We start from the raw sequence: 18639 nt of genomic DNA, 5'->3' as shown, positions 1-18639 counted from the left end.
TCGGGGGTGCCTGCGGGGCGCGGCCGGGCAGGCGGGGACGTGCACCAGGGCGGGTAAGCGGACTCGGGTGCGCCGGCGGGCTCGCCGTCAGCGCAGGGCGGCCGGGCTGGTACGGCCCACCGGGGGGATCCGCTCGCGCCAGGACGGGTGCGCCGGGTCCGGTACCGGGCCGGGCGGTAAGGCCGTCGCGCGGCGGGCGTGGGCCCTCAGCAGGTCGTGCATCCAGAACGCCCCTGGCCGCCCCTCCTCCAGGAGTCCGGCGTCCAGGAGGCGTTCCATCACCTCTTCCGCCGTCCCCTCCGCGATCCCGAGGACCGCGGCGGCCCGGCCGGTGGTGAGCACGTCGTGCGGGGTGGACCCCAGGCGCAGATGGGCCTCGGCCAGGGCCGGGGGGAGCCGCTCCAGGGCCTCGTCCAGCGTCAGCGGTACGGACATCCGGGGGTCGTCGGCCAGGCTGAGCCGGGCGGGCAGGTCGCGCCGCAGCCAGTCCGCGCAGTCGGCCAGCCGCAGCCGGGGCCGGGTGAGCAGCCGGGCGGCCGCGATGCGCAGGGCGAGCGGGTGGTGCCCGCACACGGAGGCCAGGAGCAGGGCGGCCGACGGTTCGGCCCCGATCCGTTCCCGGCCGACCACGGCGGTGAGCAGGGCGTGCGACTCCCGCGGTTCCAGGGCGCCGAGCCGGTGCACGGTGCCGCCGTGGGTGGCGACGAGCGCGGCCAGGCCCATCCGGCTGGTGACGATCGTGGCGCCTCGCGCGTTGGCGGCGAGCAGCGGGCGTACCTGGTCGGGGTGGACGGCGTCGTCGAGGACGAGCAGGGTGGGGCCGGTCCCGGGCTGCCCGGCCGACGCCTCGCGGAGTGCGCCGAGCGCCTCCCCGGCCGTGAGCGGTGTGCCGTCGGGGCGGGTCAGGGGCAGCAGCAGGCGGCCGCCGGGGTAGTGGCCGCGCACCAGGTGGGCGACGTGCAGGGCCAGCGCGGTCTTGCCGATGCCGGGGGCTCCGGAGAGCACGGCCACCGGGGACCGGTTCTCCGTGCCCATATCTGCACCTGACGCGCCGTCTTGCTGACCACCCGTCAGAAGTTCCGTGAGCGACTTCACTTCCCTCACACGTCCAGTGAAACCGGGCACGGTGGGGAGGGGCGCCGCCTCGGGGGCGGCCGGCTGTTGGTGGTGTGCCGCCCGCTCGTGCTCCTGGACCGCGGGGGTGCCGGTTCCCGGGTGGGTGCCCCGGAGTGCGAACGGCACGGGGGCGCGGCCCGTGTCAACCGCTCCCAGGTCGTCGCCGCGCAGGATGGCCAGTTCCAGACGCTGGAGTTCGGCACGGGGGTCCACGCCCAGCTCCTCGCGCAGGTGCTCCTTGATCCGCCGGTACTCGGCCAGCGCCTCGGTCTGCCGGCCGGTCCGGCAGAGGGCGAGCATCAGTTGCTCGGTGAACCGCTCATGGGCCGGGTATACGCGCGTAACCTCCCACAGATCGACGAGGGTCTCGCGGTAGCGGCCGTGCTCCAGCTCGATGTCGCAGACCCGCTCCAGCACCCTCAGCCGCTCCTCGGCCAGCCTCGGCACCTCGTCCCGGTGCAGGAGGTCGGAGGGCACGTTGGCGAGCAGCGGGCCCTGCCACAGGGCGAGGGCGGCGCGCAGCGTGTACAGCTCGGCCTCCTCCCCGGACGTGCCCGCGCGGTCCACGAGTTGGCGGAAGTGCAGCAGGTCCAGGGTCTCGGTGTCGGCCTGGATGCGGTAGCCGCCGGCGACCGCCACGACGGCCTGGTCCTCGATGCCGTACTTGGCGAAGATCCGACGCAGGCGCAGCACACAGCTCTGGAGGGCGGCCTTGGCCGTCGTCGGCTGCTCCTCACCCCAGACGACGCCCCGCAGATGGTCGGTGGAGACCACGGATCCCGGGCGGAGGAGCAGCGCGGCCAGCAGCGCGGTCGGCTTGGACGGCGGGAGCACCACCACGTCCCGTCCGTCGGTGATGCTCAAAGGCCCGAGCAGTTGGAATCGCACCGTCGTCCACCCTTTCCCCCATGCCTCTCCGCGGCCGTGCCGGGCCGCGCCGATGCCGTGCCCGCCGTGGTCCTACTGCCAGCCGAAGTCGTGCGTGCCGTGGCCGGGGGCCGGGAGGTGGTCGAAGGGGGCGGGTGCGGCGGCCGGGGCGGAGGCGGTGTGCGGGGCGGGGACGGCCGGCGCGGCGGCCTGGGCGGGAGCGGTGAGGGCGGCGAAGGCGAAGCCCGCCAGCACCAGGGTTCCGAGGACCGGACAGGACGAGCGGTGGACCTGCGTCATGTGGGGAGCCCTTCCAACCATCTGCGGGGAGCGGTCGACAGCATGGCGAGTTTTGTACGGAAGCGAGGCAACGGTGAAGGTCAGACCCCTGGACCGATGAGGCCATGGCCCTTTCCGTCCAGCATGCGGACGTCCCGGCGGCCCCGGCGCGTGACGCCCTCTGCCCCAGGAGACCTGCTCATGTCATGATCTTTGCCAAAGCGTCACCGGAGAGCCGAAGAGTAGACATCGTTGCCTGCGGCAATAACCACTCGGAGGCACAGGTCTCCTGGCGAGGAGGGACGATGCTCGACCCCCTGGGGCTGGACTCCACGGCGGAGGCGGTGTACCGGGCGATGCTCGGTCGACCCGGCGCGAGTCCGGCGGAGCACTGTTCCGGGCTCCGGCTGACGGCCGACCAGTTCGAGGGCGCCGTCAAGGTGCTGACCGACCTCTCGCTGGTGCGGCCGGCCGCCGGTGACGACTCCCGGCGGATGCACGTGGTCAACCCCCGGCTGGGGCTGGAGATGCTGCTGGCCCGTCAGCGCGCGGATCTCGCGGCGCGCCGTCAGCGGGTGGAGCAGGGCGAGGCGGCGGTGGCCGCGCTGCTGTGCCAGCTCCCGCCCGCGCACCCGGTGGCGGGCGAGTCACCGGTGGTGCACCTGGACGGTGTGGACCACGTACGGGACTATCTGGCCCGTCTGCACGAGGAGGTGGAGGAGGAGATCCTGACCTTCGCGACGGGCGGTGCGCAGACCGAGGAGAACATGCACGCCTCGCGTCCGCTCAACCGGCAGCTGCTGGAGCGCGGGGTGCGCATGCGCACGGTCTACCTCGACAGCATCCACAACCACGCCCCCACGGTGGCGCACGTCAACTGGCTGGCCTCGATCGGCGGCGAGATCCGTACGGCGCCCTCGCTCAGCACCCGCATGATCATCACGGATCACCGGCTCGCCCTGGTGGCCCTGGACGACCAGGACTCCTCGCTCGGGGCGCTCGTGGTGAGCGGGCGGGGGCTCATCGCGGCCCTGGAGGCGCTGTTCGAGAGCGTCTGGGACCGTGCCGAGCCGCTGGGCCGGGCCGAACCGACCCCGGAACGCTCGCTGACCCGCCAGCAGCAGGAGACGCTACGGCTGCTGGCCCGCGGTTACACGGACGAGGCCATAGCCAAACGGCTCGGCGTCTCCCCCCGCACCGCCCGGCGCATCGCCACCGGACTTCTGGGCCACCTCGACGCCCGCAGCCGGTTCCAGGCGGGCGTCCACGCGGCGCAGCTGGGTTACCTGCCCGCGGGCGGCCCGAGGCCGTGAGCCAGGAGCCGCGGTCCACGCCCGCCGGGCGGATGAGGGCTGCCTCTCACACGCGGCCGTTCCGCCCGGGGAGAGCCGGGCGGAACGGCATTCGGTGTCACCTGGGTTGAGGGAACGTCAGCTCGTGCGCAGGGTCACGTCGTCCACCACGAAGCTGGTCTGGAGGTAGGCGTCCTCCGTCGCCGTGAAGGTCAGCGTGACCTGGCGGCCGGCGTAGGCGCTGAGGTCCAGCGTCCTCACGGTGTAGCCGCTCGCCGCGTCGGCGTTGGACAGGGTGGTCAGCGTGGTGCCGTCGGCCTTGACCCGGAAGAGGTCGTAGGCCGTGCGGCCGGACTCCTGGGTGTCGATGTGCAGCCAGTACTCCAGCGTCACCCGGGCGCAGTCGGCGGGCACGGCGACCGTCTGGCTGATGGTGTCGGTGGCCGTGTAGCCGTAACCGCCCAGCCAGGAGAAGCTGGTGCCGGAGTGGGCACGCTGGCCGGAGTGGGCCCCGATGGATCCGGTGGACCCGGTCCACGGCGCGGTGCCGCTCTCGAAGCCGCCGTTGGCGATCAGTTGCCGGGGCGAGCAGTTCCCGGCCCCCTGCACGGTGAGGGTGTAGGTGGTGGAGTGGGTCGCCGTGCCGGTCCCGGTGACGGTGAGGGTGTACGAGCCGGGCACCGCGTTCGACGCCGCGGTCACCGTCATCCCGGCGCTGCCGCCGGAGGTCACCGAGGCGGGGCTGAAGGCCACGGTGACGCCCGCCGGGGCGCCGGTGGCCGTCAGGCCGACCGTCTGGGCGGGACCCGTGGCCGTGGTGGTCACGGTGGCGGTGGTGGAGGCGCCGGGCGCGACCGTACCGGAGACGGGGCTGACCGCGAGCGAGAAGTCGCTCTCCGGGTCGGCGCCGCCGACGGCCGTCTTCCACACGGTGTACGCGATGCCGTCCACCGCCCGGTTCAGCGCCGTGGCGTTGATGTTGGCGGTCGTGTCGCACGCCGAGTGGTAGCACGGGTCGTACGCGCCGCCCGAGGTGCCGCCCCACTTGGCCGCCTCGGCCGCCGTCTTGCGGGCGGAGGCGCCGGTGGCGTAGCCGGAGGTGGGGATGCCCACCTTCTGGAAGGAGTAGTCGTCGGACCGGCCCTGGCCCTCCACGTTCTCCTGGGGCTGGAGGCCGAGCGAGTCCCAGTACGCCTTCATCGGCACGCTCGCCGCGCTGTTCAGGTTGTTGACGAAGTAGCCGCCGTTCACCGAGGCGACCATGTCGAAGTTGTAGTAGGCCTTGACGGCCGAGCGCTGGGCGGCGGTGAGGGACCGGGCGTAGAAGTCCGATCCCTTCAGGCCCTGTTCCTCGTCGGTCCACCAGGCGAAGCGGACCCGGTTGAGCATGGCCGGGTCCTTCTCGGCGAGGACGAGCGCGGTCTCCAGCAGGGCCGCGGAGCCCGAGCCGTTGTCGTTGATACCGGGCCCGGCGGACACCCCGTCCAGGTGGGCGCCGAACATGTAGACCTTGTCCGCGTCCCCGCGCGGCCACTCGGCGATCAGGTTGTTGCCCGCCCCGGCGGTGCAGCCGGAGGTGCAGGCCTGTTCGGAGACGGTGTAACCCGCTGCCTGGAGCCTGCCCTTGACGTACGCCACCGAGGCGGCGTAACCGGGCCCGGTGGAGCGGCGGTTGCCGCCGTTGGCGGAGGCGATGGAGGCGAACTGGGTCAGATGGGCCCGGACCTTGTCCACGTCGATGTCGGGAACACCGGGCGTCGGGTCCGAGCCGCCGACGGTCAGGGTGTACTGGGCGGTGTGGGCGGTGGCGCCGTCCGCCTTGACGGTGAGGGTGTACGTGCCGGGGGCCGCGCTCGACGAGGCGCCGACCGTCATCCGGGCGCTGCCGCCGGAGGTGACCGTGGCGGGGCTGAAGGCGACCGTCACGCCGGTGGGCGCGCCGGTGGCGGAGAGCGAGACGCTCTGCGAACCCCCGCTGGTGACGGTGGTGTGGACGGTGGTCTCCACCGAGGAGCCGGGGGTGACGCTGCCGGACGCGGGGCTCAGGGTGAGCGAGTAGTCGTCGCCGGGCGTCGGGGTGCAGACCGGGTCACCGCTCTGCGCGGGCACGGAGACCGCGTTCCACGCGGCCTTCGTCCGCTCGAAGAGGCCGCAGCCGGGGTCCAGGTTCTTCGCGGCGGTCAGGGTGGTGGTGCGGTACCGCTTGTGGGTCATCCCGCTCGTCTTGAGCAGCATCCCGCCGTAGAAGATCTTCCCGGCGGTCTGGATGCCGACCCCGGTGACCGTGGAGTTGTCGCAGGTGGGGCTGGACGGCTTGCCGCCGCCCGGGTTGGAGCCCTCGGCCAGCAGGTAGAACCAGTGGTTCAGGGGGCCGGCCGCCGCGTGCACCTCGGTGCCCGGTATCGCGGAGGAGTAGCAGGAGGGGTGGTTGAGCTGGGCGGGGTTGTACATGTTGCGGATGGGGCCCTGCCCGACGAGGTTGATCATCTCGCCGACGAGGTAGTCGCCGGGGGTGTCGTAGGGGGCGGGCTCGTCGGCGTACGCCTCGGTGAGGGCGCCGAATATGTCCCCGGTCGCCTCGCCGAGACCCGACTCGTTGTTGGCGCCGCCGGGGGTGAACTGGTCGATGCCGTGGCCGTATTCGTGGCCGACGACGTCCATCGCGCCGATCCACTTGCCGGCGTTGTTGTGGCCGATGGAGACGGTGGAGCCGTTCCAGTAGGCGTTGACGTCGTTGAGCCCGACCTTCGCCGGCCAGCTGCCGCCGTTGCCGTTGTGGCCGTTGCGCCCGAGCCAGCTGCCGAGCATGTCCCATTCCTTCTGGGCGGCCCACATGACGTCGACGCAGCCGGTCTCCTTGCTGCTCGCGTTGCCGGTGCCGAAGCTGTCGGTGCTCTTGGTGAAGACGGCGTTGGTGCTGTAGTCGGCGCAGCTCAGGCCGGGCCGGCCGGGGTCCCTGAGGGAGTACTGGCCGCCGGAGGCGGTGGTGTCGATGGCCAGCGGGCTGGGGCCGTTCCACTCGCTGGTGCCCGACCCGGCCCGTACGTCGTCGTACTGGCCGAGCGTCCTGCCGGTGCGGGCGTCGGTCCAGACGGTGAGGTGGCTGGGGGCCGTCGCGGTGGCGCCGGTCAGCACGGTCTCCCAGGCGAGGCGGGCCCGGTCGTCCTCGACGCGCACCACGAGCCGCTGGGACTCGACCTTCTCCACGGTCCTCAGCCGGGCGCGGGCGCTCTTCTCTGCGGCGGAGGCGCGGACCGTGGCCCGGGTGGGCACGGAGATCCGTGCCCGGGTCGCGGACTGGAGTCCGCGTACGGCCCCCTTGCCGTCGGCGAGCACCACGGCGTCGCCGCCGACCACGGGCAGCCCGCGGTAGGTGCGTTCGTACGCGACGGAGTAGAGGCCCTTGAGCCAGGGGGTCACCGTGCGGCGTTCGTACGTCTCCAGCGGGCCCTTCGCCAGCGCGTCCAGGCCGGCGTCGGCGGCCCGGTCGGCGGCGGTGACGGCACGGGCGAGAGGGGTGGGTCCGGGGTCGGACGCGGTCGGCGGGGTGGCCGCCGACGACGAGAGGGCCGGGACCACCACCAGGCCGAGTGCGACGGCCAGGGTGGTCCCGGCGGCGCCGAGTCTTCGTAGCACCTGCTGCTCCTTGGGTGAGGGGTGAGGTGCTCCCGCACCGGGCCTGTCGGCCTCGGACCGGACCGTCACGAGCGCACGGGGTGCGGCGCTCGCCCCGGTGGGGGCGGTGCCCGGCCCGGGGAGGCCGGACACCGTAAGGTCATGTCCATGTCGGGAGCAGCCGCACCCTCACAGGCGGCGCACAGGCGGGTCAACGCTTTCCGGTCACCGGGGCCCGGTTGTCAAATTCCGGCAAGTCCGTCAGGCGCCCGCGACCGGGCCGGCCCGGTCGCCCGAGCGGGCCCGTCAGGGGAGCCCGGCGACCGCCGCCGCGTCCCGCACCCGCTCCCGGTAGTCGCGGACCTGCGGCAGATCGCCCCAACGCTCCGTCAGGCGGGCGTGCAGGCCCCGGAGTTCCTGGACGACCGTGGACTGCTCGCTGCTCACCGCCTGCTCCACCACCCGCACCGCCGCGTCCAACGCCGGCTCCAGGTCCCCGGCGCACGCGTGGCTGTCCGCGAGGCGCAGGGTCAGCAGCAGCCGGACGGGCCGCAGCCGGGGGGCCAGGTGGGCCAGGGACGCGCCGGTGGCCGCCACGGCCCCGAGGGCGGTCGCCCGGTCGCCGCCCGGGGCCGCCAGGTCCCGCAGCGCTCCGCCCACCGCGGACTCGGCGCGCATCAGACCGTCGGCCCCGGTGAGCCAGGGCGCCTCCGCGCCGTCGCGCCGGCCGAGGCGGGCGAGCCGGCGGCGGGCCAGTTCGATGTGCCGCCGGCACTCCGGGCCGTCCTGGCGCAGCGCGTACCCCCGGGCCTGGTACAGATGGGCCAGCGCGCCCACCCAGCCCCGGCGCGGGTCCAGCGCCCCCATCGCCTGCGCGTACACCAGGGCGGACTCCGCGTCCCGGTCCAGCCGCGCCAGGGTGCACAGGTCACCTAGCAGGGAGGCCTGGGAGACGACGTCGTCCGAGGCGCAGGCCCAGCGCAGCCCGTGCTCGAACCACACCGTGCTGAGCGCCGTCTGCCCCCGGGACATCCGGGCCTGCCCGGCGAGCTGGGCGTACGCGGCGGCGAGCCGCAACTGCGCGTGGGGCAGCCTGCCGGTCGCGTCGACCGCCCGCGCCCAGCCGACCACCAGGTGCAGCACCCGCTCGGCCGTCTCCAGGACACCCGGCGTCAGGTCCTCCGCCGCCGCCCGGGTCAGGCAGCTCAGCAGCGCGGTGAGCCCGTGCACGGCGTCGGCGTCGGAGCTCTCGCGCAGCGCCGCCGGGCTCTTCAGCAGCGAGAGCACGGCGAGCGGCTCGGGTACCGCGCAGCCGTCGGAGGCGTGCAGCGGGCAGATCACCCCCTGGTCCGGCAGGCTCACCGGCCAGCCCCGCCCTCCACCCGGCCCGTCGCCGCCCGCCCCGGTGCCGTGCACGGGCACCCCGTCGCAGCTCAGCATCCCGCCCTCGACCCGCGGCCCGCCTCCGGTCGCCGCTCCACCGCGGGGTGCCTCGCCACCGGGCAGCGGGGCGAACAGGGCGCGGCCGACCGCCTCCGGGAGGAAGGACGTGGTGCGCCGGGGCCCAAGTGCCCCGGCGAGCGCCGCCAGTTCCCCCCGTGACCCGAGCAGAGGGTCCAGGCGGTCCGCCAGCCCGGCGGGCGGTTCACGCCGCCCGCTCTCCAGCTTGCTGATCAACGTGTGGTGGTAGCCCACCAGTTGCCCCAGCTGGAGCTGGGTGAGCCCCGCTCCGCGACGCAGGGCGCGCAGCCGGGCGCCGAACGCGGCCCACGGCCGGTCGGCGCGGTTGGCATCGGACATGGTCCCTCCCGTGCGAGGCTGCGAACCCCGCAGCACCGGCCCGACGTTCGGCCACCGGGCACTGTCGCACACTCGTCCGCGCGCGCCTATCCCCCGCCCGGCCGTCCTCGCGGGCGTAAGCGCTTGCCCGGAAACTCCGCAATCGCCCGGCGGCGGCGCGGGGCCGGAGATCCTTTCCGCGACGGCCCGGAATCCGGACGATCCTCGCACCTGAACTTCACGAGAACCCCAGCGAAATGGCACGTGTGTGGATATCGTGCACCGAGCGAAGGCGCATCCGTCTGTCCATGGGATCGGCGGATGCGTCCCGTTCGGGGGATGCGACTGTGGCTGGGGGGCTCATGGGGCATGTCGACTTACCCGAATCGGGTATACCCGGGCCGGTGGGGCTGGCCGGGGCACCTCGGCCGCGTACCGCCGCGCCCCGCGACCGCACCACGGCGCTCGGGCCACCGAGGAGCGCGCCACGCGTCCGCTCCGGCCGCCCGCCCTCACGCCCGGCGGCCGGACGCACCGCCCGGCGCCCGCCGCTTCTCGCGCTCACCGACCTCCTGGGCCTGGGTGTTCCCGCCGGGTGTGTGCTCCACGCGGCCGCCGGGCCGCGGCCGCTGGCCGCCGCCGCCGTGGCCGGTCTCGTCTGGACCGGGGTGCGGGCGGCCCGCGGCCGGTACACGGACCCCCGGCCGGGGCGGCCCGGCTCCGTCTCGGGACCGCTCGGCGACTGGCTGGTCCTCGTCGGGGCCCTCGTCGTCCTGCTGGCCGTGACCGGCCACCGCCCCGACCCGGCGACCGCCGTACTCGCCCTGACACCCGGCCTGGCGGTCGCCCTGGCGGCGGCCGGGGCGGCACGGTGGCGGGCGCGGAACGGCGTCCGCCGGGTGCTGGTGGTGGGTGAGGCGGCGGGCCTGGACCGCGCGGTGGGCCGGCTCACCTCAGCCGCCGGCCATCCGTACGCGGTGGTGGCCGCCGTGCCGGTGGGTGAGGGAACACCACGCGGGCGGACACCGGTGCCGGGCCGGCTGGCCCCCGCGCCCGCCGACGACGACGTGTCCACGGTGCTCGGCGGCGCCTACGCCCACGACGCGGACCTGGTGCTCGTGGCGCCCGGCCCCCGGCTCACCGGCGACCGGCTGCGGCGGCTGTCCTGGGGCCTGCACGACGGAGGGATCGCGCTGGGGGTGCTCTCGGAGCTGTCCGGGACGGCGGCCGGCCGGGTGCGGCCCGCGTCCGCCGCCGGGCTGACGCTGCTGCATGTGGCGCCTCCGCTGCGGCACGGACCGCAGGCGGTCCTCAAGGCGCTGGTCGACCGGTCCGGGGCGGCGCTGGGCCTGCTGGTGCTGGCGCCTTTGTTCCTGGCGGTCGCGCTCGCCGTACGGCTCTCCTCGCGCGGACCCGTCTTCCACCGCCAGATCCGGCACGGGCGGCACAACCGGCCCTTCACCATGTGGAAGTTCCGCACGATGGTGGAGGACGCCGAGTCCCGCAGGGAGCAGCTCGCCCCGGCCAACGAGAGCGAGGGCCCGATGTTCAAGATGCGCCGCGATCCACGGGTCACCCGGATCGGGCACGCGCTGCGCCGGACCTCCGTCGACGAACTCCCGCAGCTCCTCAACGTGTTACGGGGTGACATGTCCCTGGTAGGCCCACGCCCGCCGTTACCGGACGAGGCCGCGTCCTACGACGAGCGGGAGCTGCGGCGGCTCGCGGTCAGACCGGGACTCACCGGTCTGTGGCAGGTCAGCGGCCGCTCGGACCTGACCTGGCAGGAGACGGTGCGCCTCGACCTCTGGTACGTCGACAACTGGTCGCTCGCCATGGACCTGGGACTTCTCGCCCGTACGGTGCGTGCCGTCGCCGACGGCCGAGGGGCGTACTGAGGTGGCGGGGGGCCACGTGCCGGACGGTACGCGCCACGGGCGGGCCGGGCGGTCAGCCGTGGGGGTGCCGCTCCAGCCACCAGGCGTAGGTGCGGGCGACGCCGTCCCTCAGCGGGATCCGCGGCCGGAATCCGAGGGCGGTCAGCCGGGTCACGTCCAGCAGCTTGCGCGGGGTGCCGTCGGGCTTGGACGTGTCCCAGGCGATCCGGCCCTGATAGCCGGTCACCTCCCGTACGGTTTCGGCCAGTTCCCGGATGGTGAGGTCCTCGCCGCAGCCGATGTTGACCGGCTCCGCGTCGTCGTATGCCTCCAGCAGCAGGACGCAGGCCCTCGCCAGGTCGTCGACGTGCAGGAACTCGCGGCGCGGGCTGCCGGAGCCCCAGAGCGTGACCTCGGGTGCCCGGTCCCGCGCGGCCTCGTGGAAGCGGCGGATCAGCGCGGGCAGCACATGGGAGGTCTCCAGGTCGAAGTTGTCGCCGGGGCCGTAGAGGTTGGTGGGCATGGCGCTGATGAAGGAGGCGCCGTACTGCCGCCGGTAGGCCTGTGTCTGCGCGATCCCGGCGATCTTGGCGAGCGCGTAGGGCTCGTTGGTCGGCTCCAGGGGGCCGGTGAGCAGGGAGTCCTCGCGGATGGGCTGCGGGGCGTGCTTCGGGTAGATGCAGGACGAGCCGAGGAAGAGCAGCCGGCGCGTCCCGGCGGCGTGCGCGCCCGCGATCACGCTGAGCTGGATGCGCAGGTTGTCCTCCAGGAACTGCACCGGGAAGGTGCTGTTGGCCATGATCCCGCCCACCTTGGCGGCGGCCAGCACGACGGCGTCCGGGCGGACGTCGCGCAGGAAGGCACCGGTCGCGGCCGCGTCACGCAGATCGAGGTCGTCCCGGCCGCGTGTGACCACCTCGTGGCCGTCCTCGGTGAGGCGGCGCGTCAGCGCCGAGCCGACGAGCCCGCGGTGGCCCGCGACGAATATGCGCGACCCGGGGGACAGCAGGGGGCGGACGGATTCAGGGGAAGGGCCGGGGAGATCGGTCGTCATGGCTCGGATTGTGCCAGCGGCGCCGCGCCCTGGTGACGTTTTGCGATAAAGCGCTCAGAACACGCTATTTCGGTGTACCACGCGCCCGTCGGGCGATCAGAGAAGGGGGGAGTCATGGCCAAGACCGCGCTCATCACCGGGGTGACCGGACAGGACGGTTCGTACCTGTCCGAGCTGCTGCTGGAGAAGGGATACACGGTCCACGGCCTGATACGCCGTTCGTCGAGCTTCAACACCGGGCGCATCGACCACATCTACCAGGGCCCCGAGGAGGAGAATCGTTCCTTCGTGCTCCATCACGCCGACCTGACCGACGGCGTGGCACTGGTCAACCTGCTCCGCGACATCCGCCCCGACGAGGTGTACAACCTGGGCGCCCAGTCGCACGTCCGGGTCTCCTTCGACGCGCCCCTGTACACCGGTGACGTCACCGGCCTCGGCACCGTCCGGCTCCTGGAGGCGGTGCGGGCCAGCGGTATCGAGACCCGGATCTACCAGGCCTCCTCGTCCGAGATGTTCGGCGCCAGCCCGCCGCCGCAGAACGAGCGCACCCCCTTCCACCCGCGCAGCCCGTACAGCGTGGCCAAGGTCTACTCCTACTGGGCGACGGTCAACTACCGTGAGGCGTATGGGATGTTCGCCGTGAACGGCATCCTCTTCAACCATGAGTCGCCGCGCCGGGGCGAGACCTTCGTGACCCGCAAGATCACCCGCGGGGTGGCCCGGATCAAGGCCGGGCTACAGGACCGGCTGCACCTGGGCAACCTCGACGCCGTACGCGACTGGGGGTACGCCCCGGAGTACGTGGACGCCATGTGGCGGATGCTCCAGTGCGACACCCCGGACGACTACGTCGTGGCCACCGGCGAGGGGGTCAGCGTCCGGCAGTTCGTCGAGTACGCCTTCGAGCACGCGGGACTCGACTGGACCGAACACGTCCGCCACGACCCGAAGTACGAGCGCCCCAGCGAGGTGGACGCGCTCATCGGCGACGCCTCCGAGGCGGAGCGGCTGCTGGGCTGGAAACCCGAGGTGAAGTCCCGGGAGCTGGCCCGGATCATGGTCGACGCGGACATCCGCTTACTGGCCGACCAGCTCACCGGGGCCACCGTGCGGGTGGACCGGTGACGACACCCGCACCGCCCGTGTACGCCCGGCCCGCCGCCCGTACGCGGACGGCCGGGAAGGCGGGACGCCGCCGCGCCGTGCCGGACGCCGGCCCGCGGACCGCGTCCCCGCACACCCCCTGGACCGCGGCCGGCCGGCCGCGGCTCGTTCTCATCCCCGGAGCTGAATGATGAACCTGACCAAAGGCCGCGGCCCGAGCGGCGGACGCGGCCGGATCCGCGCCGCGGCCGCCGCGCTCTGCCTGTCCGCCGGGGCGCTGACCGCGGCCGCGGCCGGGACCTCCCCGGCGGCGGCGCTGACACCGCCCGTCTCCCTCACCGCGGACGACCTGACCACCTGGCAGACCAACGGCATCGTCTGGTCGATGGCCGCCGGGGACGGTGTCGTCTACGCCGGCGGCACCTTCTCCACCCTCCGCCCGCCGGGCGCGGCGGCCGGCACCTCGGAGCAGCCCGCGGTGAACTTCGCCGCGTTCGACGCGGCCACCGGTACACCGACCGGCTGCCAGTTGTCGTTCACCATGTCCTCGGGCACCGCGACGGTCCGCGCGCTGGCACTGTCACCGGACGGCAAGACGCTGTACGCGGGCGGGCAGTTCGGTTCGGTGAACGGCGAGGGCGTCAGCAACATCGCCGCCATCGACACCGCGACCTGCACCCCGCGCACGAACTTCAAGATCTCCGTCTCCGCGACCGTGCGGGCCCTGGACGTCACCGCCGACACCGTCTACCTCGGCGGCGACTTCAACAACGTGGGCGGCCAGACCCGGCGGAAGTTCGCCGCCGTCACCACGGCGGGCGCCGGTCTGCTGCCGTTCACCGCCGACGCGGACGAGGTGGCCCGCGCCGTCCAGGTCACCCCGGACGGCCGGCACGTGGCGCTCGGCGGGGACTTCTTCACCGTCAACGGCACGAGTTCACATGCCCTGGCCGTGGTGGACGCCACCACGGGGGCCCTGGTCAAGAGCTACCCGGGGTTCATCCCCAACACCTCCACGGTGCAGGACCTCACCACGGACGCGACCGGGCTCTACACCGCCAACGAGGGCACCGGCGGCGGGGTGTTCGACGGCCGGATCGCCATCGACCTCGCCGGCTACCAGCAGCGCTGGCGGGACACCTGCCTGGGCGCCACCCAGGCGGTGCTGGTCCACTCGGGCGTGCTCTACAGCGGCAGCCACGCCCATGACTGCGCGAGCATGGGCGAGTTCCCGGACCAGCCCCGCAAACACCTGCTGGCGCAGTCCGTGGACGACCCGAAGCTGCTGCCGTGGTTCCCGGACACCAACGACGGCATCGGTGAGCCCGTGGGCCCCCGGGTGATGGCCCAGACCGACCAGGGCGGCCACCACTACCTGTGGGTCGGCGGGGAGTTCACCACCGTCAACGGGGTACGCCAGCAGGGCCTGACCCGGTTCGCGGACGGCCCGGACACCGGGGCGCCCTGGGTGCCCAACGTGAGCCTGTCCACCCTCACACCGGGGCGGATCGACGTGAACTGGCAGACCAGCTTCGACACCGACGACGGGGTGCTGACCTACCGGATCTACAAGGACGGGGCGAGCACACCCGTCCACACCACCACCGGTTACTCGGTCTTCTGGGACCGGCCGCAGCTGCGGTGGACCGACACCGACGTGGCGGCGGGCGAGACGCACTCGTACCGAATCACCGCGAGCGACGGCACGAACACCAGCGCCAAGTCCCCCGCCCAGTCCGCCACCGTGGCCGCCACGGCGGAGCGCTATCCGGCCCGGGTGCTCTCCGACGGGGCCTCGCAGTACTGGCGTTACGACGAGGGCACCTCCACCTTCGCCGCCGACGCCACCGGCAAGCTGAACAACGGCTTCCTGCGCAACGCCCCGGCGTACCGGCAGACCCCGGCCGCCGTGGCCGGCGCCTCGACCGCCATCGGCTTCGACGGGACGAGCCAGTACGCCTACGGCAACACCGCGCTGCCGGCGCCCACCCGCTTCACCGTGGAGACCTGGATCAAGACGACCACCACCCGGGGCGGCAAGATCATCGGCTTCGGCAACCTGACGATGCAGAACAGCACCCGCTACGACAAACACGTCTACATGGCGAACAACGGACGGCTGCTCTTCGGCGTCTACAGCGGCGGCTACCGCACGGTGACCACCCCCGCCGCCTACAACGACGGCAACTGGCACCACGTCGTCGCCACCCAGGGCACCGGCGGCATGGCGCTCTACGTGGACGGGCAGCTGCGCGCGTCGTCCGGCACCTACACCACCAACCAGGACACCCCCGGTTACTGGAGGGTCGGCGGGGACAACCTGAACAGCTGGCCGAGCCGTCCCACCAGCAACTTCTTCGCCGGGCAGATCGACGAGACCGCCGTCTACCCGACCGCGCTGACCGCCGCCCAGATCAGCGCGCACTACGCCCTGAGGACGGGCTGATGAGACGTCCGGCCCTGGTCTGCGCCGCCGTCGTCCTCGCGACGGCGGCGCTGGCCGCCTGCGGCTCGTCCGGCGACGGCCCGGCGACGGCGGGCGGGACGCCGTCCGGACCGGCCGCCTCCGCGCCCTCCGCCCCCGCACCCGCCGTCGCCGGACCGTCCGGCGCGCCGGGCGGGGACCCGGCGGGCGAGGACGCCCCGGAGGCCGGTCCGGAGGACGCGGAGACACCTGCCCTCCCCAAGGTGCCCGCCGACGAGATCACCCCGGCCACGGGCACCTTCAGCAAGCCGCAGAAGGAGTACCTGACCGACCGTGTGCCGCGCGGGATGGACCCGGCGGCGGTGCTCCAGACCGGCCAGGAGACCTGTGACCGGCTCCGCTACCTGGTCAAGGCCGACCGGGACATCGCCGTGGCGGCGATCGTCACCGGCGAGGTCGCCGACGCGGAGCCCGCCGTGGCCCATCTCTGCCCCCGGCACCAGGACCTGGTGGACGAGGCGGCGCTCGGCTACCCGGACGGAACCCACACCGGCGCGGCGCTCCGGCCCGGCCGCTACCGCGCCCCCTCCCCCACGAAGGACTGCGCGTGGCGGCTGACCGGCGCGAAGGGCAAGGAGCTCGCCGCCGGGAGCTCGGACACCGGCCGCCCGGTGTCGCTCACCGTCCCGGCGTCCGCCGCCACGTTCATCTCCACAGGCTGCTACGCCTGGCTGCCCGAAGGAGCGACCCGTTGAGCAAGCTGCCCATCGCCGTGGTGATCCCCACGAAGAACGAGGCCCTGAACATCGCCGAGGCGGTGGGATCGGTCCTCGGCCACTTCGAGGCGGTCGTCGTGGTGGACTCGCACAGCACCGACGGCACGGCGAAGACGGCCGAGGAGTGCGGGGCCGAGGTGGTCACGTACACCTGGGACGGCGGCCATCCGCGCAAGAAGCAGTGGTGTCTGGAGAACGTCCGCACGGACCTCGACTGGATCCTGCTGCTGGACGCGGACGAGCGGATCGGCCCCGGTCTGCTGGCGGAGCTGCGGCAGGTCTTCGCCGGTCCGGCCCGGCCGAAGCCGGCGGCGTACGACATCCCGCTGGGGTACTGGTTCTCGGGGAAGCGGCTGCGGCACGGCTACACCATCCGCAAACGCTCGCTGACCGACCGCACCCGCTGCCACTACCCCGAGGTGGGGGACCTGGACGCGCCCGGGATCGGGGAGGTGGAGGGGCACTACCAGCCGGTGGCCGCGACGTTCCAGGCGCTGCGGAACCCCATCGAGCACCAGGACCTCGACCCGGTGACCGACTGGTTCGAGCGGCACAACCGCTACTCGGACTGGGAGGCGTGGCTGGAGCACCACCCCGACGTCAAGGAGCAGGTGCGGAAGGTGAAGTCCCGGCAGGGGCAGCTCTTCCACAAGGCGCCGTTCAAGCCGCTGGTGTCCTTCGCCTACATGTACGTCTACCGGCGGGGCTTCCTGGACGGGCGGGCGGGGCTGGACTTCGCGCTGGCGATGAGCTTCTACCGGTGGCAGATCGCCCTGAAGTCCCGTGAGGGGAGGGGGAGTTGAGTCAGTCTTTTGAACGACTCAGGAGGCGGAGGGCTCGATCTCCCCCGCGAAGACGATGACCTGGTCGATGAGGCTCCGTCGCAGATGGACGACGTCCGTCCCCGCCAGGCGGGGACCTCCGTCCGGCGTGGTGAAGACCCACTGGTACCGGGCCCACTCGTCAGGCATGTCCACCGCCGAGCAGCGCACCATCGTGCCGGTCCCCGCCGGGTGGCGCCGGATGTCCAGCACGAACCGCTCGACCGCCGCGATTCCCTCGCTGCGGCCCAACGGCCCCCAGAAGACCACGTCCGAGGTCAGGGCCTGGGAGAGCAGGTCTGTCACATAGCTGTCGTCCGAGGCGTTGAACGCGGAGATGAAGGTGTCGATCGCGGAGCGTGCCGTCTCTTCCTGCATGCCCCAGTAATACCACCGGATGCGCGTGCGCTTGTCCCACGAGCCGCCTTCCGGTCACGGTGGACCGTCCCGGTCAGCACTGGGCGCCGCGTCTTTGGCGGAGCACGTCCTCGTAGGTCCGCCGGAGGGTGCCGGTCACCGCGTCGATGGTGAACTGGGTGCTGACCAGCTCCCACGCGGCCTTGCCCGCACGGTCGTTGGCCTCCGGCTCCAGGAGTTCCAGCACCGCGTCGGCGACCTTCGCCGCGTTGGCGGCGTCCTCGCCGGCCCTGCTGTCGATGACCCGGCCCGCCCCCGCCGCCGCCACATCGGGACCCAGGCCGCAGGTGCGGGTGATGACCGCGGGGGTGCCCACGGACATCGCCTCCAGGACGGAGACGCCGAGCGGCTCCTCGATCGACGGCAGGACGTACACATCGGCCCGGCGCCCCGCCTCCAGCACCTCCTCGTGGCCGAGCGGGCCCACCTGGTCCAGGGCGTGGAGGACCCCCAGCTTCCGGGCGAGCGCCAGCGTGGACGGCAGCGCCCCGGTGTCCGGCCCGGCCAGCACGAAGCGTGCGTCGGGGTGGCGGGCCAGCACGGCGGGCATGGCGGCGACGAAGTCCTCGGGCCGCTTGCGCTCCTGGACGCGGGCCAGGAAGAGGACGACCGGCGGGCGCCCCGGTGCGCGGGCGGGCTTGCGCTCCTGCGGCCGTACGCCGTTGACCAGCCGCACGGTACGGGTGAGGGCGCCGGGCGCCGCGACGGCCTCGACGTCGATCCGCTCCCGCTCGGTCAGGTGCAGCACGACGTCGGCGCGGCGCAGCACGGTGCGGACGCCCAGCAGGTCGGTGAGCTGGGCGACCCGCTTCTCGGTCGGGTCGACCATGCCGTGGGTCTGGACGACGAGCGGGGTGCGGGTGGCGAGGGCGAGCAGGGCGGCGGGCAGGGTCACCAGGTCGCGCATCAGATGGACGTGCACGAGGTCGGCGCCGCGCATCATGCGGCGCGCGGTGCGCAGCAATGGGGCGGAGGTGATGCCGCTGACCTCGAAGGCGGGCAGCAGGTGGCGGGCCTGGAAGAGGTGCGCGGGCACTCCCTCGACCTCGCGGGGCAGGGGTCCGTCGAAGCCGTCGCCGAGCGCCATGATCCTGGCGTCGTCGCCGTGTGCGCGCTGGGCCTTCGAGAGGTTCAGCGCGACGCGGGTGGGGCCGCCGAACGCGTGGTCCGGGGTGTGCAGCGTGACGATGTGCAGGATCTTCACCAGGGTTCCC

General features: G+C 73.4%; 13 protein-coding genes. 6 read left to right on the top strand and 7 right to left on the bottom strand.

What is annotated here, in order from left to right:
- Window positions 1-87 precede the first annotated feature (87 nt).
- Both B9S64_RS26255 and B9S64_RS34625 read right to left on the bottom strand, forming a co-directional pair.
- A complete protein-coding gene (locus B9S64_RS26255) occupies window positions 88-2004 on the bottom strand; it encodes a BTAD domain-containing putative transcriptional regulator (RefSeq protein WP_103489522.1) in 1917 nt (638 codons plus the stop codon).
- Window positions 2005-2076: 72 nt separating this feature from the next.
- Entirely contained in the window at window positions 2077-2283 is a 207-nt protein-coding gene (locus tag B9S64_RS34625) for a hypothetical protein (protein ID WP_181012172.1), read from the bottom strand.
- 284 nt (window positions 2284-2567) lie between these two features.
- Between B9S64_RS34625 and B9S64_RS26245 the strand changes: the two genes are divergently transcribed.
- Complete coding sequence (locus B9S64_RS26245) at window positions 2568-3575, top strand: helix-turn-helix transcriptional regulator (RefSeq protein WP_103489521.1); 1008 nt, start codon at window positions 2568-2570, stop codon at window positions 3573-3575.
- 117 nt (window positions 3576-3692) lie between these two features.
- Here the strand turns inward: B9S64_RS26245 and B9S64_RS26240 are convergent, their stop codons facing one another.
- Both B9S64_RS26240 and B9S64_RS26235 read right to left on the bottom strand, forming a co-directional pair.
- Window positions 3693-7190, bottom strand: a complete 3498-nt coding sequence (locus tag B9S64_RS26240) for a M28 family peptidase (RefSeq protein ID WP_103489520.1) — start codon at window positions 7188-7190, stop codon at window positions 3693-3695.
- Window positions 7191-7475: 285 nt separating this feature from the next.
- On the bottom strand, window positions 7476-8969 hold the full coding sequence (locus B9S64_RS26235; protein ID WP_109492133.1) for a helix-turn-helix transcriptional regulator: 1494 nt from the start codon (window positions 8967-8969) through the stop codon (window positions 7476-7478).
- Between the two features lie 383 nt (window positions 8970-9352).
- Here B9S64_RS26235 and B9S64_RS26230 point away from each other — a divergent pair, with 383 nt between their 5' ends.
- The gene (locus B9S64_RS26230; RefSeq protein ID WP_109492132.1) at window positions 9353-10846 is read left to right on the top strand and encodes a sugar transferase; all 1494 of its coding nucleotides are present in this window, start codon (window positions 9353-9355) and stop codon (window positions 10844-10846) included.
- A gap of 52 nt (window positions 10847-10898) precedes the next feature.
- Here B9S64_RS26230 and B9S64_RS26225 read toward each other — a convergent pair whose 3' ends face one another.
- Window positions 10899-11879, bottom strand: coding sequence for a GDP-L-fucose synthase (locus tag B9S64_RS26225; protein WP_103489588.1), 981 nt, complete (start codon window positions 11877-11879; stop codon window positions 10899-10901).
- Window positions 11880-11993: 114 nt separating this feature from the next.
- Here B9S64_RS26225 and gmd point away from each other — a divergent pair, with 114 nt between their 5' ends.
- The 4 genes from gmd (at window position 11994) to B9S64_RS26205 (ending at window position 16990) form a co-directional block, all read left to right on the top strand.
- The gene (gene gmd / locus B9S64_RS26220) at window positions 11994-13007 is read left to right on the top strand and encodes a GDP-mannose 4,6-dehydratase (RefSeq protein WP_103489589.1); all 1014 of its coding nucleotides are present in this window, start codon (window positions 11994-11996) and stop codon (window positions 13005-13007) included.
- Window positions 13008-13176: 169 nt separating this feature from the next.
- On the top strand, window positions 13177-15432 hold the full coding sequence (locus B9S64_RS26215; protein WP_375153033.1) for a LamG-like jellyroll fold domain-containing protein: 2256 nt from the start codon (window positions 13177-13179) through the stop codon (window positions 15430-15432).
- Window positions 15432-16166, top strand: a complete 735-nt coding sequence (locus B9S64_RS26210; RefSeq protein WP_109492130.1) for a hypothetical protein — start codon at window positions 15432-15434, stop codon at window positions 16164-16166. The genes B9S64_RS26215 and B9S64_RS26210 overlap by 1 nt, the downstream gene beginning before the upstream one ends.
- Entirely contained in the window at window positions 16163-16990 is an 828-nt protein-coding gene (locus B9S64_RS26205; protein WP_103489390.1) for a glycosyltransferase family 2 protein, read from the top strand. The genes B9S64_RS26210 and B9S64_RS26205 overlap by 4 nt, the downstream gene beginning before the upstream one ends.
- A gap of 18 nt (window positions 16991-17008) precedes the next feature.
- On the opposite strand, the gene B9S64_RS26200 is transcribed toward B9S64_RS26205, so the two are convergent.
- On the bottom strand, window positions 17009-17386 hold the full coding sequence (locus B9S64_RS26200; RefSeq protein WP_103489391.1) for a nuclear transport factor 2 family protein: 378 nt from the start codon (window positions 17384-17386) through the stop codon (window positions 17009-17011).
- 73 nt (window positions 17387-17459) lie between these two features.
- Window positions 17460-18629 (bottom strand): glycosyltransferase, encoded by a 1170-nt coding sequence (locus B9S64_RS26195; RefSeq protein WP_103489392.1) that lies wholly within the window; start codon window positions 18627-18629, stop codon window positions 17460-17462.
- Window positions 18630-18639: the final 10 nt, after the last annotated feature.

It is taken from the genome of Streptomyces sp. SM18 (genome assembly GCF_002910775.2).
In the GTDB taxonomy this organism is placed as follows: domain Bacteria; phylum Actinomycetota; class Actinomycetes; order Streptomycetales; family Streptomycetaceae; genus Streptomyces; species Streptomyces halstedii.
Note: the sequence above shows the minus strand (reverse complement) of the source record. Positions and strands in the feature narration are given on the sequence as shown.

Bases quoted from the DNA above. Each gene is read 5' to 3' on its own strand.
- B9S64_RS26245 (WP_103489521.1), top strand. From the start codon at position 2,568: ATGCTCGACCCCCTGGGGCTGGACTCCACGGCGGAGGCGGTGTACCGG.
- B9S64_RS34625 (WP_181012172.1), bottom strand. From the start codon at position 2,283: ATGACGCAGGTCCACCGCTCGTCCTGTCCGGTCCTCGGAACCCTGGTG.
- B9S64_RS26235 (WP_109492133.1), bottom strand. From the start codon at position 8,969: ATGTCCGATGCCAACCGCGCCGACCGGCCGTGGGCCGCGTTCGGCGCC.
- B9S64_RS26200 (WP_103489391.1), bottom strand. From the start codon at position 17,386: ATGCAGGAAGAGACGGCACGCTCCGCGATCGACACCTTCATCTCCGCG.
- gmd (WP_103489589.1), top strand. From the start codon at position 11,994: ATGGCCAAGACCGCGCTCATCACCGGGGTGACCGGACAGGACGGTTCG.
- B9S64_RS26225 (WP_103489588.1), bottom strand. From the start codon at position 11,879: ATGACGACCGATCTCCCCGGCCCTTCCCCTGAATCCGTCCGCCCCCTG.
- B9S64_RS26215 (WP_375153033.1), top strand. From the start codon at position 13,177: ATGAACCTGACCAAAGGCCGCGGCCCGAGCGGCGGACGCGGCCGGATC.
- B9S64_RS26210 (WP_109492130.1), top strand. From the start codon at position 15,432: ATGAGACGTCCGGCCCTGGTCTGCGCCGCCGTCGTCCTCGCGACGGCG.